This window comes from Ramlibacter sp. WS9 (genome assembly GCF_003797765.1).
In the GTDB taxonomy this organism is placed as follows: domain Bacteria; phylum Pseudomonadota; class Gammaproteobacteria; order Burkholderiales; family Burkholderiaceae_C; genus Ramlibacter.
The window spans coordinates 602,346-618,941 of sequence record NZ_RKMB01000001.1 but is presented as its reverse complement, the minus strand read 5'-3'; the positions used below and the strand labels follow the sequence as shown (position 1 = coordinate 618,941).

Sequence of the window (16,596 nt, the reverse complement as noted above, 5' to 3'; positions counted from 1 at the left end):
TCCCCCCAAAGGGGGGAGGAGCAAGGGCATTCACTCCCTCCCCCTCTGGGGGAGGGTTGGGGTGGGGGCAAGCCCGAAGTCCTCCTCCGCGTCACCAACCTCAGCAAATCCTTCCGCGGCCTCAAGGCGCTGTCGAACGTCACCCTTGAAGTCCGCAAGGGCGAGATCCTCGGCCTGCTCGGCCCCAACGGTTCCGGCAAGTCCACCTTCATCAACGTCGTCAGCGGCCACTACCTGCCCGATGGCGGCGAGGTGTGGCTGGGCGGGCGCAACATCGCCGGCCGCCCAGCCCACGAGATCGCCCGCGCAGGCATTGCACGCACCTACCAGATCCCTCGCCCCTTCACGCAGATGAACGTGCTGGACAACGTCGCCGTCGCCGCCATGTATGGCGGCCAGGGAATGCCGACCATGGAAGCCGGCCGGCGCGAGGCGATGCAGTGGTTGGAGTTCACCCACCTCGCCGACAAGGCGCACAGCCTGCCGAGCGAGCTGAACCTGCATCAGCGCAAGTTCCTGGAGCTTGCGCGCGCACTGGCCTCGCGGCCGCAGCTCGTGCTGCTCGACGAAGTGCTGTGCGGCCTCACGCCCACAGAGATCCAGTCGGCCGTGGAGCAGATCAAGCGCATCCGCGACCAGGGCACCACCATCGTTTTCGTCGAGCATGTGATGGACGCGGTGATGGCGCTCACGGACCGCATCGTCGTGTTCGACCAGGGCGCCATGCTGGCCGAAGGCGCGCCGCGCGAAGTGATGCAAAGCCCGGCGGTGATGAGTGCTTACCTGGGGGTTTCGCATGCTTGACCTGCAGCAGCTCACCATCGCCTACGGCCAGGCGCGCGCCGTGTGGGACATCTCGCTGAAAGTCGGCGCCGGCGAACTGCTCTGCGTGGTGGGGCCGAACGGCGCGGGCAAGACCACGCTGGTGAACACCGTGGCCGGCATCCTGAAGCCGATGGCCGGCCGCATCGTGATGGAGGGCAAAGACATCACGAGCCTGGCGCCGCACAAGTTCTGCGAAGCGGGCATCGCGCTGGTGCCGGAAGGCCGGCGCCTGTTCACCGGCATGACGGTGGCGGAGAACCTCGACATCGGCAGCTACCTGCCCGCGGCCAAAGCGCGGCGGCGCGAGACGCTGGATGAAGTTCTGGCGCTGTTCCCGGCGCTGAAGGCCAAGCTGCCCTCACCGGCCGGCGAACTCTCCGGCGGCCAGCAGCAGATGGTGGCGATCGGGCGCGCGCTGATGGCGCGGCCGCGCCTGTTGCTGCTGGACGAACCGTCGCTCGGCCTCTCACCGCTGGTGGTGGCCGACATGTTCAATGCGATCAAGAAGATCAGCGCGAGCGGCATCACCATCGTGCTGGTCGAACAGAACGTGTCGATGGCGATGCGCATCTCGCACCGCGCCTGCGTGCTGGAGCTGGGACGCATCGTCGCCGAAGGCGCGCCGGATGAATTGATGAAGCAGCCGGAGATCCGGAAGGCCTACCTCGGCACCTAACTTCGTCATTCCCGCGAAGGCGGGAATCCAAAGCGCCCAGCATCCGGATGCTTTGGATCCCCGCCTCCGCGGGGATGACGGCAACACCAAGAAGGAGTCCCCCACATGCTCTTCCCCACCACCATCGTCGGCAGCTACCCGCAGCCCGAATGGCTGATCGATCGCGCCAAGCTGGCCGGGCGCTTTCCGCCGCGGGTGCGCGCGCGCGAACTCTGGCGCCTGCAGGAGCCGCATCTTGCGCAGGCGCAGGACGACGCGACGCTGCTCGCCATCCGCTTCCAGGAAGAAGCGGGCCTGGACATCGTGAGCGACGGCGAGATCCGCCGCGAGAGCTATTCGAACCGCTTCGCCACCGCGCTGGAAGGCGTGGACCTGGACAACCCCGGCACGGCGCTCGATCGCTCGGGCCACCCGAACCCGGTGCCGCGCATCACCGGCAAGATCCGCCGCAAGCACGCAGTGGAGGTGGAAGACCTGCTTTTCCTCAAGCGCCACACCGACCGCATGGTGAAGATCACCGTGCCCGGCCCCTTCACCATGCTGCAGCAGGCGCAGAACGACCATTACAAGAGCGAGGAAGAAGCCGCCGGCGACTACGCTGATGCGGTGAACGCGGAGATCAAGGACCTGTTCGCGGCCGGCGCCGACGTGGTGCAGATCGACGAGCCCTACATGCAGGCGCGGCCCGAGAAGGCGCGGCAGTACGGGCTCGCCGCACTCAACCGCGCGCTTGACGGCGTGCAGGGCACGACCTGCGTGCACATCTGCTTCGGCTACGCGGCCGTCATCCACACGCGGCCGAGCGGCTATTCGTTCCTGCCCGAGCTGGCGGGCTGCAGCTGCCGGCAGGTGTCGATCGAAACCGCGCAGTCGAACCTGGACACCAGCGTGCTCACGCAACTGGAAGGCAAGCAGATCCTCGTCGGCTGCCTGGACCTGGCGGACATGAACGTGGAGACGCCCGAAGTGGTGGCCGCACGCATCCGCAAGGCGCTGCAGCACGTGCAGCCCGAGCAGGTGATCTTGGCGCCGGATTGCGGCATGAAGTACCTGCCGCGCGAAGTGGCGCAAGGCAAGCTGGAGAGCATGGTGCAAGCCGCGCGGATGCTGCGCGCCGAGCACGGCGTCCAATGAAGGACGATCAATGACCCACCTCTCCCGTCGTCTCTTCCTCACCACCGCCTCCCTCGCCGCCCTAACCCCCACGGCCTTCGCCCAACCCCAAGAAGGCATCACCCGCCTGGTCGTCCCCTTCGGCCCCGGCACCACCACCGACATCGTGAGCCGCGTCGTCGGCGAAGGATTGAGCAAGGCCCTGCAACAAACAGTCGTCGTAGAAAACCGCGCCGGCGCCGGCGGCTCCACCGGCTCCGACCAGGTGGCCAAGGCCGCGCCCGACGGTCGCACCATCGTGATGGGCACCGTCGGCACGCACGCCATCAATGCGACGCTGTTCCGCAAGCTCCCCTACGACCCGATCCGCGACTTCGCGCCCATCGCGCTGGTGGGCTTCACGCCGACGCTGCTTGTGGTCGCCGCGGATTCACCCGTCAAGACCATCGCCGACCTGAAGGCGCGGGCCGCGCGGCCCGAAGGCGTGAGCTTCGCATCGGCCGGCAACGGCACCTCGGGCCACCTGGCCGGCGAGATGCTCGCGCAGCGGCTGGGCGTGAAGATGATGCACGTGCCCTACAAGGAAGGTGCGATGGCGCTGACGGCCGTGATGGGCCAGCAAGTCAAGCTGATGTTCTATCACCCGGCCGCCACGATGCCGCAGGTGCGCGCGGGCAAGCTGCGGGCGCTGGGTGCGAGCAGCGCGCAGCGCAGCGCCGCCGCGCCGGATGTGCCGACGTTGATGGAGCAAGGGCTGGCGGACTTCGATCTTGTTGCGTGGTTCATGCTTTACGCGCCTGCGGCCACGCCCGCGCCCGCGTTGGCCAACCTGCGCCGCGCGGCAAGCGCGGCGCTCGCGTCGCCAGAAGTCACCGCAAAGTTGCGCGAGCAAGGCATCGAGCAACGGCCCCTGCGCGCGGAGGAGCTGGCGGGGTTCAACCGTACCGAGGTGGAGAAGTGGGCGGTGCTGGTGAAGAGTTCGGGGGCGCAGGTGGATTGATACGGTCGAGCAACGCGTAGTGCCCCGGGTTGCATGACACGCGCCAGTGAGCAGGAACATTGCATTCTTTCGCGGATGCCGTATCAAGAATTGCGCTGGAGGGCGGCGATGCCGTTATTGCCGCCCAGATAGCTGCAGCAAACGCCGCCCTCCAGTCGCATTGGCTGGATGAAAATACAGTATAGTGGTGACTATCGCGAGACAACCTGCCTCATCGTCTCTCAGAAATTGGGCTTGAAGCGCTATTGAAACTCAGCGGGAAGCCTCCATCTAGCGGGAATCACGACTTCAATCCTTATGCCGCGACGATTCCAGATTCTTGCGCTCAGCGGCGGTGGCTATAGAGGTCTTCACGTCGCTCGGATTTTGGAGATCATTGAACGGGAGACTCGTGTCCACATCGCGGACCACTTCGACCTTCTGGCAGGGACCTCGATCGGCGGAATCATCGCGCTCGCCATTGGTTTGCGGATTCCCGCAACGACCATTCGCCAAGCACTGGAGGAAGCAGGGCCGAAGCTGTTTCCGCAGACTCCACCAACCTTCGCTGCGCTGAAGGCGGTGGCGACGGCGCCGGGCTGGCGCAAAAAATTTTCTGAGCTCGCCGCAAGGTGGTCAGAGATCCAATCGGATGTTCAATCGTCGCGCTCGGCTTGGTACGACCCAACTCCCCTCAAGCAGATGCTGGCGCAGCCGGACTATTTCGGCACGCGCACACTGGCGGATCTGGAGCACCCCGTCATTGTTCCTGCGGTGAATTTCAGTTACGGCGAACCCAAGTTCTTCAAGACCGATCATCACCCGACCCTCACATTTGACCGACGACACGCCGTTTTGGACGTCGCGATGGGCACCTCGGCTGCGCCGGTTTACTTTCCAGCACACAAGATCGAAGACTCGCGCATCGTGGATGGGGGCTTGGTCGCCAACGACCCGACACAGGTTGCGGTGCATGAAGCCATGATGTTTTTCGGGCTGAGACCGGCCCTTTACGGGGACGTACGGCCTGACGCTGATGACTTGCGGGTGCTGTCCATCGGAACACTTTCGGCACGACGATTCGCCGACGTTGCCGGTCCGCTGAATCGGGGGCTGTTCGACTGGGGCGCCGGAGCCTTTGAGCTGGCGATGTCTGCACAGGAAGCCATGTCCGCCACGATGGTCGACAAGCACATGCTCCCGGGCAAGGTCATCCGCCTACCGTCGCTTGAAGGGCGCCCAGAAAGCGCCCCGGGGCTGGCGGACGCCTCGTCCGTATCCTCCGAAATCCTGCGCGAATCGGCCGACCGCGTTGCGCAGTCCGCATTCGGCCGCGATGACTTCCAGGAATTGTTCAACCATTCGGGCCAAACCCTCGCGCAGGTACGCGCCTCGTTCAAAAAGGACTGAAAGTGACCGAAGCGTTTAATTACCACGAGCTGTTCATGAACCCCACAGCATCGGCCTTCATCGGGCGGTTGGATTTGGACGCCCAAACCCGGGACACGCTCGATGACGCTACCAAGAAGGTCAAGGATCGCCTGCGCCCGTTTCTCAAGATCCTTGCCGAGAAACATGGCGTCGATCGACAGTACTCCACCCCGCGCTTCCGCCTGCAGGGCTCGGCCGTCTACGGAACGCAAAATTATCCGGCCCACCCGCCCGAGCAGCAGGTTGATGCAGATTTGGGCGTCTACATCTCCGCCTCATTCATGGCCGCCACGGAGCAAGCGCCGGTGCGCAAGCCCAAGGCATCCGATCTTGCGAAGCTTTACTTCGAGATCGTCGACCGAGAACTGCGCAAGCTGTGCCGGGAAGAGGGCTGGGACTACGCTGAAGGCCAGAAGCAGAACAACAAGTGCTGCCGCATTGACCTGCGCCGCACCGGCGTCGCCGCCCATATTGATGTGCCCCTGTACGCCGCGCCGGACGACCAGTTTGTGCGCTTGGTCGAATCGCGCAAGCTCGCATTCGAAGCGCTCTCGAAAAGTTTCGCCAGCGCCGCCCTCTCGATGGAGCTGGACCGTGAGCGCTTTTGGGACGAGCTCGAAGTGATCGTCATGGCAAGCCGCGACGGCAGATGGGATGAGAGCGATGTTCAGAAGGCGATCCAGCATTTTCGTGACGCGATGGGGAATTCCGGCCATCCGCGCATTCTTCAGCGCATCTGGCGCTTCGTGAAGGCTTGGCGAGACCACGTCTGGCGGGCCGGTGGTGGCCCCTCGTCCGTCCTGTTGATGGAAACGGTTAGCCGAATCGTCTCCCACCTTCGACAGGAAGGGGACGACCTTCTCAGCTGCGGGCGCGATGATCGAATCCTGCGACAGGTGTTTGCACGGCTAGGCAGCTGTCTTCAGGAACCAGTTTGGGTTCATTGGGACCGTTGTCCCGAAGACCTGAACACGAGGCCTGCAGAGGAGCGCGCAGCCATTGCGGGCGAAGCGCGCCGTGCCGCATCGGCACTGGAACGCGCCGCGTGTGAGGAGACTTTGAATTTTGCGCAAGTGATCTCGCTTGTCCGCACCGTGTTCGGACAGCGCATTCCCGAGGATGTTCGCCTCATCAAGTTGAGTCGCAGCCCGCTTGCGGGTTTCGCTACGGGCGCAATGGCCGGCCCCTTTATCCAGCCTTCGCCGCAGAAGCGAGTCCAGCGCACCTCGGGCGCGTAGTGGTAGTCGCGCCGCCGGGTCTCGACGCCGTTCTCGCGTCGCGCGGCTTCGTTGCCGTCGAGCGGCCTCGGGGGTTCAAGCCACCTGCGGCGAACGATGTCGACATCTGGTACCACGGCCAGCTACATGCTAGCCGAGGCACCGCCAGCGTCTACTTGCACCTGAATGACTTGACGCTAGTCAGTGCTCCTAGCATTTACCTGGCAGAACGACCCTCCTGGCTTCAAGGCTGGCGACCCCATCTGCTGGGGACCGACCGGTACGTGGTCGAAAGCCTTTGCTACAACGACTTTGAGCAGTACCAGTTGCTGGCGCACGACCTCGGCGCCGCGGCACTCCGAGTTCTCGATGACGCCACGGAAACACTGAACCGCATTTCCAATCCGGCGAGCATCGTCCAGGACAGTCAACGCGACTTTGCGCGCCTGTGGCCCTCCGATTTTTCCGCGACCTATATCGACACGCTGCCGGCCGACGCAAACGTCCTCGAATGTCGAACGGCCCTATGGAAAAATGCGGCGGGCGATCAAACACTACTGGTGGGACGGGATCCCTCAGACATAGCGCGGCGCCTGGGGATACCGGTGACAGAGATCCGACCGAACTGGGCTGCTATGGTGTTTCCCCAGGAGGGTCTGGGGCTGTCGATGACGGCGCTCGGCCCACCCAACAACCTTCACGAAGTGAAACACTGGCTCGGAGCGGTGGCCCCGCGCACCCACAATTTGTGGCATCGCGCTGTCCAGCGGCGCACCCACTATGAGCGCGCCGTCCAGTACTGCTTTTTCGTCACGCAGGGGCAGGTGATTGGATACTTTGCCGATCACCCGCCCAAGCACAGGCGCGCTCGCTCTGCCAAGCAGACGCGCGAGGCTTACGTCGAAAGCGTTTACGATCATCCACTTTCAATCGTTCGGCTTCACGCGTCCCGCATTGACGATCAATACCTCGTCGAGCGCAACCTTTCTCATGGCGATCCCGATCTGCGTGGCCTGCGCGTCCTACTTATTGGCGCAGGGGCCGTCGGCGGATTTCTCGCGTGCAGCCTGCTCAAGCTCGGCGCAGGGCTGCCCTCGCCTTCGGGAACGCCCGGCCCTTTGACGATCTGTGATCGTGAGATCCTCACGACCGCGAACATCGGGCGTCACGTCCTCGGATTGACGTCCGTGGGCAAAAGCAAGGCGCGGGAGGTCTGCCGGCACTTGAGTGAACTCTGGCCTGGGTGCGATGTTCATCCAATCGCCGAGGAGTTTGTACCGTCTGCCGAACTGCTTCACGGCTACGACGTTGTCGTTGATGCCACAGGCTACGAGACCTACTCGCGCTTCCTATCGAAACTATGCCGTAGCAGCGGATGGTTGAATGCAGGCAAAGCCGTACTCCATCTCTGGATCGAGGGGCGGGGCGCCGTCGTTCGCGGACTGATTCAACGCAGGCCGGCCGACGCGTGCTACGACTGTCTGTGGAACTACGCGACCACCACCGAGCCCCGGCCGCGTTTTCCGGCATACAGCGATCCCGCGTGGACGCAGCATTCCGGCGATGGTTACGCGACAATGACTCCTTTTGCCATCTCCTCCCCGATGGCTGCCGCTGCACTGGGCATCGACCTGCTTCGCACGAGAACGGATCTCCGTTCGCCCTCCTTCGTCTCGCGCGCGGTCGACGCGGCAGGGGTTCATGCCGGTGTCAACAAGTCACCTGATCGGATCTCGAAATGCCCGGGTTGCCATCGCTCGTAGTTGCAATCGGCGGTCAGCAAGTCCGGTTAGATCTGTCTGTGTTGACGACGTTCCGTCACTTTCGCCAGACAGGCAATCGTCCCGAGGCCTGCGGGATCCTGCTGGGACTGCAGTGGGCGGATCGTTGGGAGATCACCGAAGCCACGCCGCCCCAATTGACCGACCAACGATCCTTCCTATACTTCTTGCGCGAGCGCAAGGGTCACATAGATATGGCAATGCGACGCTGGGAGGAATCTCAGGGGTTGATTGGCTATCTCGGCGAATGGCACACCCATCCCGAATCCAGGGCCCGCCCGTCCCGAAAGGATATTGAGTCTGCGGCAAAGATCGCAAGGACGAATGCATCGTCCATCCTCTCCATCGTCGTCGGTGACCCAGAATGCACCATGCTAATGTTCGACTCCTTTGGAAATCTTTCGGCGAGCACACCATTCCGCGTCTTGCCCTGAACCACCGCGGACTCGAAGGCTGCCGATGTCGCCGCTTTTGCTTCAACGGAATATCATTTGGCTTGTGAGCAAATCAAAATCAAGATCCGTAGCACAACGTCTACACGCAGAACTCATGCTGCTCGCGAATGAAACGGGGCGGGACTTCACCGGCGTGGGAGTACTTGTTTGGGATGGGTCAACCCCAATCCCTGTCTTACAGATGCGTAAAGCGCAGCCCGGTCAAAGCGCTCGCGCAGCACCTCACGAACGACTGCATGAACTGGCACGAGAGGGGGGGCCATTCCATGACGGCTTCCACGTCCTCAACGAACGCCTAGAACTCGTGACGGCCTCTGTCTACTTCTCACCTCCTGTGCGCACTTCAACGAGTCTTCCTGAAGACTTCGCTTTTGGTGGACGATATTTAGCTGCGGCGTTCGGCTCTTGCGTAGCAGGAATTATTTGTACCGGAGTTCTCTCGCAGCATTACGGACCTATTGTGTTCGAGCAAGGGCGTCAACTCTGATGTTCAATCTACTTCCAACAACGAAGATAATTGGGCTAGTTGCGGCGAGTTATGGATTCTTGTTGCTCTCGTTCAGTGCTTTCCTTTCACCATCCGATGCGTTTCGCGGTGCCTCCGTCGTTGAAATTCTGTTGTTCGTGTTACTCAGCGTCGGATGGCGGTGGCTATGGCTCAAGTTGCCTGCACTCAACCGTTGGATCTATCCGGATCTCAACGGCCTTTGGGTTGCTGAGATTCACTGGGTGCGGGGAAGCAGTTCAGGCGTGGCCTTAGCCACCGCCCAAATCACGCAAGATTTTTTTCGCTTCGGCATTGATGTCGATGCGCCGAACTCAGAGTCCAATACCATTGCCCTTGTCCTCAAGAAGGACGGCGAAACGGGCAAACCGCTCCTTCACTACATTTATGAGGTCCGTGAGAAGCACACTCATCCAGGCGGTGATAACGTCTACAGGGGTGCTGCATCTCTAGCGTTTGACGCTCATTCTGATCGCCAGTTAAGCGGGAACTACTTCACCAGTCGCAGTACCGCGGGCCGCTTCCAGTTCTCTCGGGTGGGATGACGGCGTGGTGTGCAGGCGGACTTGTGTCTATTTTGTCGAGGTGGTATCTCAACCCTGAGACGAACATAGACATATCGATAGAATTTTGCGAAGCGGACTCTGGAGTTGGCATGCCCGGTTCAGTGGACAGGGCCGGCAACGGTCATTTGATGCGGAGCGCGCTGAACGACTTCCTTGCCGAAGAGGATCCCAATGCGTCAGCGAGACCCAGGGAGTACGCGAAAGTTCGTCTGCCATCGTGAAGCCGCCTTCATCTCCACGAGGACGCAGATCAACGAGCAAGGGCCAGCGTTACGCTCTACGTCTCACGCTGCGCGACCTCGTTTCAGCGTGTAGCGCTCTTCTAGAAAACCGCCATCAACTGACTCTTGCGCGGACAAGAAATCTAGACTCACCCCGCGCCGAATAATGTAGCGTGCGAAAGAGTGTGATCCGACCTGGGAGCAGAGTTGACGAACCCTGAAGTCCTTTGTTTCATCTAACGATCGGACCAATTGCCATTCACTCCAGTCCGTAGAGAAGCGGCCGTCCGCGAACACTCGACCCAAGAATTCTACAAACCCGGCCCGTGTCTCGGTACGCTCATCAAAGTCCTCGAGTTCACTCTCCGTGCGGCCAATTCGCTGTGACAACATCCAAGCAAGCATACCCAACCCCATTGCTAGACCAGCCGCGGCAACTCGCAATGCGGACTTCATCCGGGTTGCGCTACCTATGCCTTGTTCCAGCACTTCGACGCGATGTGCAAGCAAGTCTCGCTTTGAATCCGCCAACTTCTTCGCAGTTTCAAATGCTTTTTCCTCGGGCGATTCTTGCCTGGCAGTGCCTGTTGGTAGGGGTGCAGGTGCTGGGATCGGTGTGGGGTACTTTACGTCGTCGAGCGCTTTCTTTGCCTGCTGCAACTCTTGCTTCTGTGCGCCAGTCGACAGCTCCACAAAATCGTCAATCGGCAAGTCCTTACCGAAAAGCGTCACGGCCGCCGCAGCTGCGGCAACTATGGCCACCATCTTGCGCCGTTCCTTGAGGCGGTTCGTTGAGCGTTGCTGAAAATCTTCGCGAAGACTCTTCAAGTGCTGCTTCGTACTCGCGCTAGCGTTCTGGTCAGCCAGCACTCGTACGAGTTCACGCACCATCTCCACCGGCACCAACTGACGCTGCAACTCACCAAGGCGGTCCCGGGCGGCGATTACCTCGGCCATCTCCTCGGCGCTTCCTCCTTTGTCTGGATGCTTAACGCTAGCAAGCTTCCGAAAAGCTGCCTCGATTTCTTCCACAGCAGCATCCGAGCGCACACCCAAAATCTCTCTTGCCCTTGATTCATCCATTGTTCTCATCCTCCTCGGGACCAAGCCATGCACTGTACACAAACCCTTGGACTCGAGAGCGGCACATTCGCCTCTAGCCATTCGCACCGGACCAAAATATGCGACAGCTCCAACATGGTTTGCGTTAAATGTCTCTTTTGGATTGTTCCGCAGGCTCTTCGCAAACGCGCGCACTTTTGGGGGAATGCGGCAGATCACCTCTTCCAACTCGGACATGCCTACGTCACCGTACCCGACGCCGCGATCGCGTGCGCTTCAGATTCTGGACTAGCCAACCACTCCCCGCTCCCGGATGCTTAGCCACCACCACGCATCCCAAGGAGCAAGCCATGCCCAAAGTCGCCGTCATCCAACGCCCCCCGGTCCTGCTCAACCGAAGCGCGAGCATCGAACGAGCCGTGCAATCCATCGCGGAAGCAGCCGCAGCGGGCGCCACACTCATCGTCCTCCCAGAAACCTATTTGCCGGGCTATCCGTCATGGATCTGGCGGCTCGCGCCCGGGACGGACGGGAAGCTGGTGGGCCAGTTGCACGCCCTGCTTCTCGACAACGCCATCGATCTGGGCAGTGACGATCTGGATCCGCTGTGCCAGTCCGCGCGCGCCCATGCGGTGACGGTGGTGTGCGGGCTGAACGAGTGCGATCGCCGCAATCGCAGCGGCACGCTCTACAACACCGTCGTCGTCGTCGGGCCCGATGGGCAGGTGCTCAACCGGCATCGCAAGTTGATGCCCACCAACCCCGAGCGCATGGTCCACGGCTTCGGTGACGCCTCGGGGCTGCGCACCGTGGATACGCCGGCCGGGCGTGTCGGTGCGCTGATCTGCTGGGAGAACTACATGCCGCTGGCGAGATATGCGCTCTACGCCCAGGGCGTGGAGATCTACATCGCGCCCACCTATGACGCCGGCGATGGCTGGATCAGCAGCATGCGCCACATCGCGCTGGAGGGTCGATGCTGGGTTGTCGGCAGCGGCACGGCCCTGCGCGCAAGCGACTTGCCCGACGAGCTGCCGGGCCGCGACAAGATCTTTTCAGACCCGAACGAATGGATCAACGACGGGGATTCGCTGGTGGTCGATCCGCAGGGCAAGATCGTCGCCGGGCCGATGCGCCGGGAGCAGGGCATCCTGTATGCGGAGATCGACATCGCGCGCGTGGCTCCGGCGCGGCGAGCCCTCGATGTGACGGGGCACTACGCGCGGCCGGATGTTTTTGAGCTTCGGGTGAATCGGGCGGCGGCGGCGGCGTTTCGTGACCACTGAAGGCTCGGATCGTCGGGAGGATGGACAGGAAAGGCCCCTAGTTTGGAGTGGTGACCCGCGTGTGGTTGGGTCGGCCGCTGCACTCGCCACCGCTCTGGCACTTCAGGGTGCGCCGCCGCGGGCGCTCAGCCCTCACCACTTGTTGCGCAGCTCGCGCAGTTTGGTGAACACGGTTTTCGCGTCGGGCTGTTCCGGCAATTCGGGAAAGTCGTCCCGTAAACGAGCCAGCACGCCGGGACTGGTGAGGCGCATGAAGGTATTGATGCGCTTTTCGTCGGCCAGGGTGGTGACCAAGGCCTTCGCTGGGTCCTGGCCCGTCACCTGCGGCAGCAGCGCCTGCGCCGCTGCGTTATCCGACTCGCGCGCGAGCGTGAAGCGCAGGTTGTTCTCGATGTAGTCGTGCCCGGGATAGATCCGCGTGTTGTCGGGCAACTTGCTTAACTGGTTGACGAACGTGGCGAACAGCTCGTCCACGTTGCCACCGTTGTGCACGTTGCCGGCACCCGCGTTGAACAGCGTATCGCCCGAGAACAGGGCCGGCTCGTCGGTGTGGGAGCGCAGGCAGATATGGCACATGGTGTGACCCGGCGTGTCCATGCACTCCAGCTCGACGTGCTTGCCCACCTTGATGATGTCACCGGCCTGCACGCCGCGGTCGACGCCAGGGATGAGCTTCGCGGCCTTGTGATGCGCGATCACTTTGGCCCCTGTGGCGGCGACCACGGCCGCGTTGCCGCCGATATGGTCGTGGTGCTCATGCGTGTTCAAGATTTGCGTGATCTGCCAGCCCTTCACCCGGGCGGTGGCAAGCGTCTTTTCATGGTCCAGCGGGTCAATGGCCAAGGCCTCCCCGGTGTCAGGGCAGGCCACCAGATAGTTGAAATTTCGAAACGAGTTGGCTGTCCAGATTCGCTCGACGATCATTGGGGCTCCTTTGAAATTCACTGCTGGGAGCGGGCCATTGTAGGGGCGGCGGTACAGAGCTATGCTCGCCCTTGGGGCTATTGCCTCAAGGAGAAGCATCCATGAAGCTCTACTATCACCCCGCCTCGACCACCAGCCGCATCGTGCAGATGTTTGCGATGGATCAGGGCGTCGATCTCGACTACCAGGTGGTCGACCTGTTCACCGGCGAGCATCTCCAGCCGGCATTCGCCAGCATCAATCCCAACTGCCTTGTTCCTGTGCTCGAAGACGGCGATTTCCGGCTGACCGAATGTTCCGCCATCCTCAAGTACCTGGGCGACAAGGTCGGCTCGCCCGCCTACCCCAAAGACCTGAAGGAGCGAGCGCGCGTCCATGAAATGATGGACTGGTTCAACTCCAACATCTACAAGGATTTCGGCTACGGCATGGTCTATCCGCAGACCTTTCCGCATCACAAGCGGCCGAGCGACGCCGTGCAGGCGGGCACACTCGAGTGGGGCAAGCAAAAGACCCAGGCTTGGCTGCGAGTCCTCAATGACAGCCTCATCGGCCCCGACAAAGAGTTTTTGTGCGGCAACCAGATCACGCTGGCCGACTACATGGGCGCCGAGATGATCGGCATGGGTGCGCTCATCGGCTGCAGCTACGAGGCCTACCCGAACGTCCAGCGCTGGATGGGCAACATGATGGCCCTCGAGCACTGGCCCAAGGTGCATGAAGGCGTCGATGGGTTCGCCGCCTCGCTCAAGGACAAGTCCTTCGTTGCGCTTTAAAAAGCGCGCAAACCCAGGAGAAGCATCGTGATCCACGGGCTGCACCACAATGCCTATCGCTGCCGCGATTCCGAGGAAACGCGGCGCTTCTACGAAGACTTTCTTGAGCTGCCACTGGCCGGAACTCTGGAAATCGGCGAAACAAAGAGCGGCCGCAAGACCGACACGCTGCACACCTTCTATCGCCTGGGCGACGGCTCATACCTGGCTTTCTTCGAGGCGCCCGACATGCCTTTTGAATTCAAGCAGCAGCATGACTTCGATCTGCACATCGCCCTGGAAGTCGACATGCCAACGCTGCACGACATGCTGGCAAAAGGTAAGTCGGCGGGCATCGAAACCCGCGGCATCTCAGACCACGAGTTCATTCATTCCATCTATTTCCGCGATCCAAACGGCTATGTGATCGAACTCGCTGCGAAGTTGCCGGGTCATGACGAAGCAATGGACCCCGCCAGCAACGGCGCGAGGGAAAAACTCGATCGCTGGACCGCTGCGAAGCGGACGCTCGTCTAGGTTCAGTGGGCCGGGGTCGGGATGTGGGGCGTGATGAGGCGTGAAACGGGCCGCTCCGGTGCAGACGATTTCAAGGCCTCCAACCGAGCGGACGTTGGCTATGGCAATGGCGGCTACGGCGGCGGTCGTTACTAACGATCAGCCAAAAATTCAGCTCTCACTCAAGGGTGAATCCAACTTTCATCGTCACTTGCCAGTGGGCGACCTTGCCGTCTTGTATGTGGCCGCGTGTCTCGACGATCTCGAACCATTGCATGTTGCGAACCGTTGAGAGCAGTATGGCTGCTTCCGACCCACAGGAGTCGTTCACGGACTAATGAACCCGCAGCACCTCAAATTGCTGTCGGATTCGAGCGACCTGTATCGACACCTCATCACCCTCGCATTTGCCCAGCATGGCCCGCTCCCGCTACTGGGATTTCCCGGCGCCCATGGCCGATGTCTTGCTCGATGGCTGGCCCGAAGCATTGGCCTTGGCGATGCGCAGCTCCGCATTCGCGTGCGTGACCGCGGCCTGCTTTTCGCAGACTGTCCTTTGCGCAGAGGTCTGGATCGAGTCGCACTTGGCCTTGGCCGCCTTGAAGTCCGCGTCCGCCTTTTTCTGCATCCCTGCAGTCTTGCCGTTGTCGTCGGCGCCCTGCCGCGAGTCACCATCCGACTTCCTGTTGGCGTCCTGGGCCATGCTTTTCACCTTGCCCACGGCCTCCTTGGTCTTTTCGCCAATGGTCTGGGCCGCCTCCTTGGCACGTTCGGTAACGGTGGGCCCCGAACTTTCGTTGGCGGGCTTGGGGTTCTGGCCTTGCTGCTGCGCAAAGGCGCTGCCGACCACGAAGGTGAGGCCGCAGCCGAGGGCGACGAGGGTACGGTGCATGTGGACGCTCCTAAAGGAGCCATCAGAACGCGACGGCCGGGTCGAGCTTGTAGGACTTGGCTGGTTTGTAGCGTGCGCGATGCCCACCAACCCCGAGCGCATGGTGCACGGCTTCGGTGACGCCTCGGGGCTGCGCACCGTGGATACGCCGGCCGGGCGGGTCGGTGCGCTGATCTGCTGGGAGAACTACATGCCGCTGGCGAGGTATGCGCTCTACGCCCTGGGCGTGGAGATCTACATCGCGCCCACCTATGACGCCGGCGATGGCTGGATCAGCAGCATGCGATCTTTTCAGACCCGAACGAGTGGATCAACGACGGGGATTCGCTGGTGGTCGATCCACAGGGAAAGATCGTCGCGGGGCCGATGCGCCGGGATGGCCTGCTACGGGGCTCGCCGGGCTGCTGGCGGAGGGGTCAGCATCACGGCCGGGAAGGCATCACGTCAGATGGAGAGCAAAGGTCTTGTAACTGGTGATGCCGTAGTAGAGCGAGGCTTCGAGGCCCCCGCTGATGACCGGCACCGGCAGGTCAATGGTGATGAAGGACGGCATCGGGTCGTCTTCTTTGACATCGAAGCCCGCCATCGTGCCCTTGATCGCGCTCACCACGCCCGACACCGTGCCCCCGTTCGCGTACTTGTTGACCTTGGCCGCCGACACGATTTTGTCGAGATTCTTGAGGCGCGATGCCCAGCGCGCAAAGGAGGTCCATTTGCCGACCAGCGCAAGGTTGAAGTCGAGGCCGCCACTCTGGATCTTGTCAAAATCGTTTGGGTGGTACATGCCCGTTGCAAAACAAAGCACGGGGCCACCCGAGGCACCCGCCCCCACGTTGACGACACGCCGCGTGTGGGCATTCATCATGAAGCGGTTGCTTGGGTCCTTCAGGTTGTACATCACCGCCAGCGACAGGTCGTGGCCAGCCCCGCCGCTTTCATCTAACGAGACGCCGGGCACGCCCACGCTCGCCTTGACACCAACGCCACACCAGAACATGCCGCGCTTTTCCCAGTACGGTGTTGATTCGTCCTGTACCTTTTGATTCAGGTAATCGTTGTATTGCACCGGATCGCCTGCGGGCGCATTGCCCTGGCTGAAGTCCATACAAAGAAAGCGCAAGGTCTCGCCGCCCGGATCGACACGGCAGTCAGGCTGGCTGACGCCAGGTACATAACGCAGCTGGAAGGCACCGATTGCCAGTTTGCTCTTGGCGCCGCATTGACCATCGACACCCAGCGGCGCCAAGCCGGGCAGCCTGCCGAAAGCGATCCACTTGTTAAGCCTGGCCTGAATGGCCTGTACATCGGCGAAGCGGTTCGTACCCTTCGAGCCGACGGACTTGATAAGTGTGATTGTTTCCTTCAAGGCGGCTCCTGGTTGTAGTCACTGTG

16 protein-coding genes and 3 pseudogenes are annotated in these 16,596 nt (G+C 61.9%); 13 read left to right on the top strand and 6 right to left on the bottom strand.

Annotated features, from left to right (window positions below; translation table 11 throughout):
* From EEB15_RS02870 to EEB15_RS02830, 9 genes are all read left to right on the top strand, one after another.
* The coding region (locus EEB15_RS02870; protein WP_141507994.1) for an ABC transporter ATP-binding protein at window positions 1-804 on the top strand (804 nt) is incomplete at its 5' end.
* A complete protein-coding gene (locus EEB15_RS02865; protein ID WP_141507993.1) occupies window positions 797-1,501 on the top strand; it encodes an ABC transporter ATP-binding protein in 705 nt (234 codons plus the stop codon). The genes EEB15_RS02870 and EEB15_RS02865, both read left to right, overlap by 8 nt.
* Window positions 1,502-1,606: 105 nt before the next feature.
* Window positions 1,607-2,635: a uroporphyrinogen decarboxylase family protein gene (locus tag EEB15_RS02860; protein WP_141507992.1), complete on the top strand. Its 1,029-nt coding sequence runs from the start codon at window positions 1,607-1,609 to the stop codon at window positions 2,633-2,635.
* 10 nt (window positions 2,636-2,645) lie between these two features.
* On the top strand, window positions 2,646-3,614 hold the full coding sequence (locus tag EEB15_RS02855) for a tripartite tricarboxylate transporter substrate binding protein (protein ID WP_141507991.1): 969 nt from the start codon (window positions 2,646-2,648) through the stop codon (window positions 3,612-3,614).
* Between the two features lie 297 nt (window positions 3,615-3,911).
* Entirely contained in the window at window positions 3,912-5,003 is a 1,092-nt protein-coding gene (locus EEB15_RS02850; protein ID WP_141507990.1) for a CBASS cGAMP-activated phospholipase, read from the top strand.
* A gap of 2 nt (window positions 5,004-5,005) precedes the next feature.
* A complete protein-coding gene (locus tag EEB15_RS02845) occupies window positions 5,006-6,262 on the top strand; it encodes a cyclic GMP-AMP synthase DncV-like nucleotidyltransferase (RefSeq protein ID WP_141507989.1) in 1,257 nt (418 codons plus the stop codon).
* Window positions 6,263-6,525: 263 nt separating this feature from the next.
* Window positions 6,526-8,004, top strand: a complete 1,479-nt coding sequence (locus EEB15_RS02840; RefSeq protein ID WP_141507988.1) for a ThiF family adenylyltransferase — start codon at window positions 6,526-6,528, stop codon at window positions 8,002-8,004.
* Window positions 7,980-8,456: a Mov34/MPN/PAD-1 family protein gene (locus EEB15_RS02835; RefSeq protein ID WP_141507987.1), complete on the top strand. Its 477-nt coding sequence runs from the start codon at window positions 7,980-7,982 to the stop codon at window positions 8,454-8,456. Before EEB15_RS02840 ends, EEB15_RS02835 begins: the two co-directional genes overlap by 25 nt.
* A gap of 507 nt (window positions 8,457-8,963) precedes the next feature.
* Entirely contained in the window at window positions 8,964-9,527 is a 564-nt protein-coding gene (locus EEB15_RS02830; RefSeq protein ID WP_141507986.1) for a hypothetical protein, read from the top strand.
* Between the two features lie 305 nt (window positions 9,528-9,832).
* On the opposite strand, the gene EEB15_RS02825 is transcribed toward EEB15_RS02830, so the two are convergent.
* A complete protein-coding gene (locus EEB15_RS02825; RefSeq protein ID WP_141507985.1) occupies window positions 9,833-11,068 on the bottom strand; it encodes a DnaJ domain-containing protein in 1,236 nt (411 codons plus the stop codon).
* A 113-nt stretch (window positions 11,069-11,181) separates the two neighbouring features.
* On the opposite strand from EEB15_RS02825, the gene EEB15_RS02820 reads away from it, so the two are divergent.
* Window positions 11,182-12,117, top strand: coding sequence for a carbon-nitrogen hydrolase family protein (locus EEB15_RS02820; RefSeq protein ID WP_141507984.1), 936 nt, complete (start codon window positions 11,182-11,184; stop codon window positions 12,115-12,117).
* 132 nt (window positions 12,118-12,249) lie between these two features.
* Here EEB15_RS02820 and EEB15_RS02815 read toward each other — a convergent pair whose 3' ends face one another.
* Complete coding sequence (locus tag EEB15_RS02815; protein ID WP_141507983.1) at window positions 12,250-13,041, bottom strand: hydroxyacylglutathione hydrolase; 792 nt, start codon at window positions 13,039-13,041, stop codon at window positions 12,250-12,252.
* 101 nt (window positions 13,042-13,142) lie between these two features.
* Here EEB15_RS02815 and EEB15_RS02810 point away from each other — a divergent pair, with 101 nt between their 5' ends.
* Together EEB15_RS02810 and EEB15_RS02805 are read left to right on the top strand one after the other, a co-directional pair.
* Window positions 13,143-13,817, top strand: a complete 675-nt coding sequence (locus EEB15_RS02810) for a glutathione S-transferase family protein (RefSeq protein WP_141507982.1) — start codon at window positions 13,143-13,145, stop codon at window positions 13,815-13,817.
* Between the two features lie 27 nt (window positions 13,818-13,844).
* On the top strand, window positions 13,845-14,333 hold the full coding sequence (locus EEB15_RS02805; RefSeq protein WP_141507981.1) for a VOC family protein: 489 nt from the start codon (window positions 13,845-13,847) through the stop codon (window positions 14,331-14,333).
* Between the two features lie 157 nt (window positions 14,334-14,490).
* Here the strand turns inward: EEB15_RS02805 and EEB15_RS02800 are convergent.
* The 3 genes and pseudogenes from EEB15_RS02800 to EEB15_RS33585 form a co-directional block, all read right to left on the bottom strand.
* Window positions 14,491-14,607: pseudogene (locus tag EEB15_RS02800) on the bottom strand (dodecin family protein); the annotation flags it as partial.
* Window positions 14,608-14,646: 39 nt separating this feature from the next.
* Window positions 14,647-14,736, bottom strand: a pseudogene (locus EEB15_RS34130) (transcription elongation factor GreAB); the annotation flags it as partial.
* 6 nt (window positions 14,737-14,742) lie between these two features.
* Window positions 14,743-15,204 carry a hypothetical protein gene (locus tag EEB15_RS33585; RefSeq protein WP_158289973.1) on the bottom strand — a complete coding sequence of 154 codons (462 nt, stop codon included), beginning with the start codon at window positions 15,202-15,204 and terminating at the stop codon, window positions 14,743-14,745.
* Here EEB15_RS33585 and EEB15_RS34555 point away from each other — a divergent pair.
* Window positions 15,203-15,541 (top strand): annotated as a pseudogene (locus EEB15_RS34555) (nitrilase-related carbon-nitrogen hydrolase); the annotation flags it as partial. The gene EEB15_RS33585 and the pseudogene EEB15_RS34555 overlap by 2 nt on opposite strands.
* A 102-nt stretch (window positions 15,542-15,643) precedes the next feature.
* On the opposite strand, the gene EEB15_RS34125 reads toward EEB15_RS34555, so the two are convergent.
* Window positions 15,644-16,570, bottom strand: a complete 927-nt coding sequence (locus EEB15_RS34125) for a peptidoglycan-binding protein (RefSeq protein ID WP_233259323.1) — start codon at window positions 16,568-16,570, stop codon at window positions 15,644-15,646.
* Window positions 16,571-16,596: the final 26 nt, after the last annotated feature.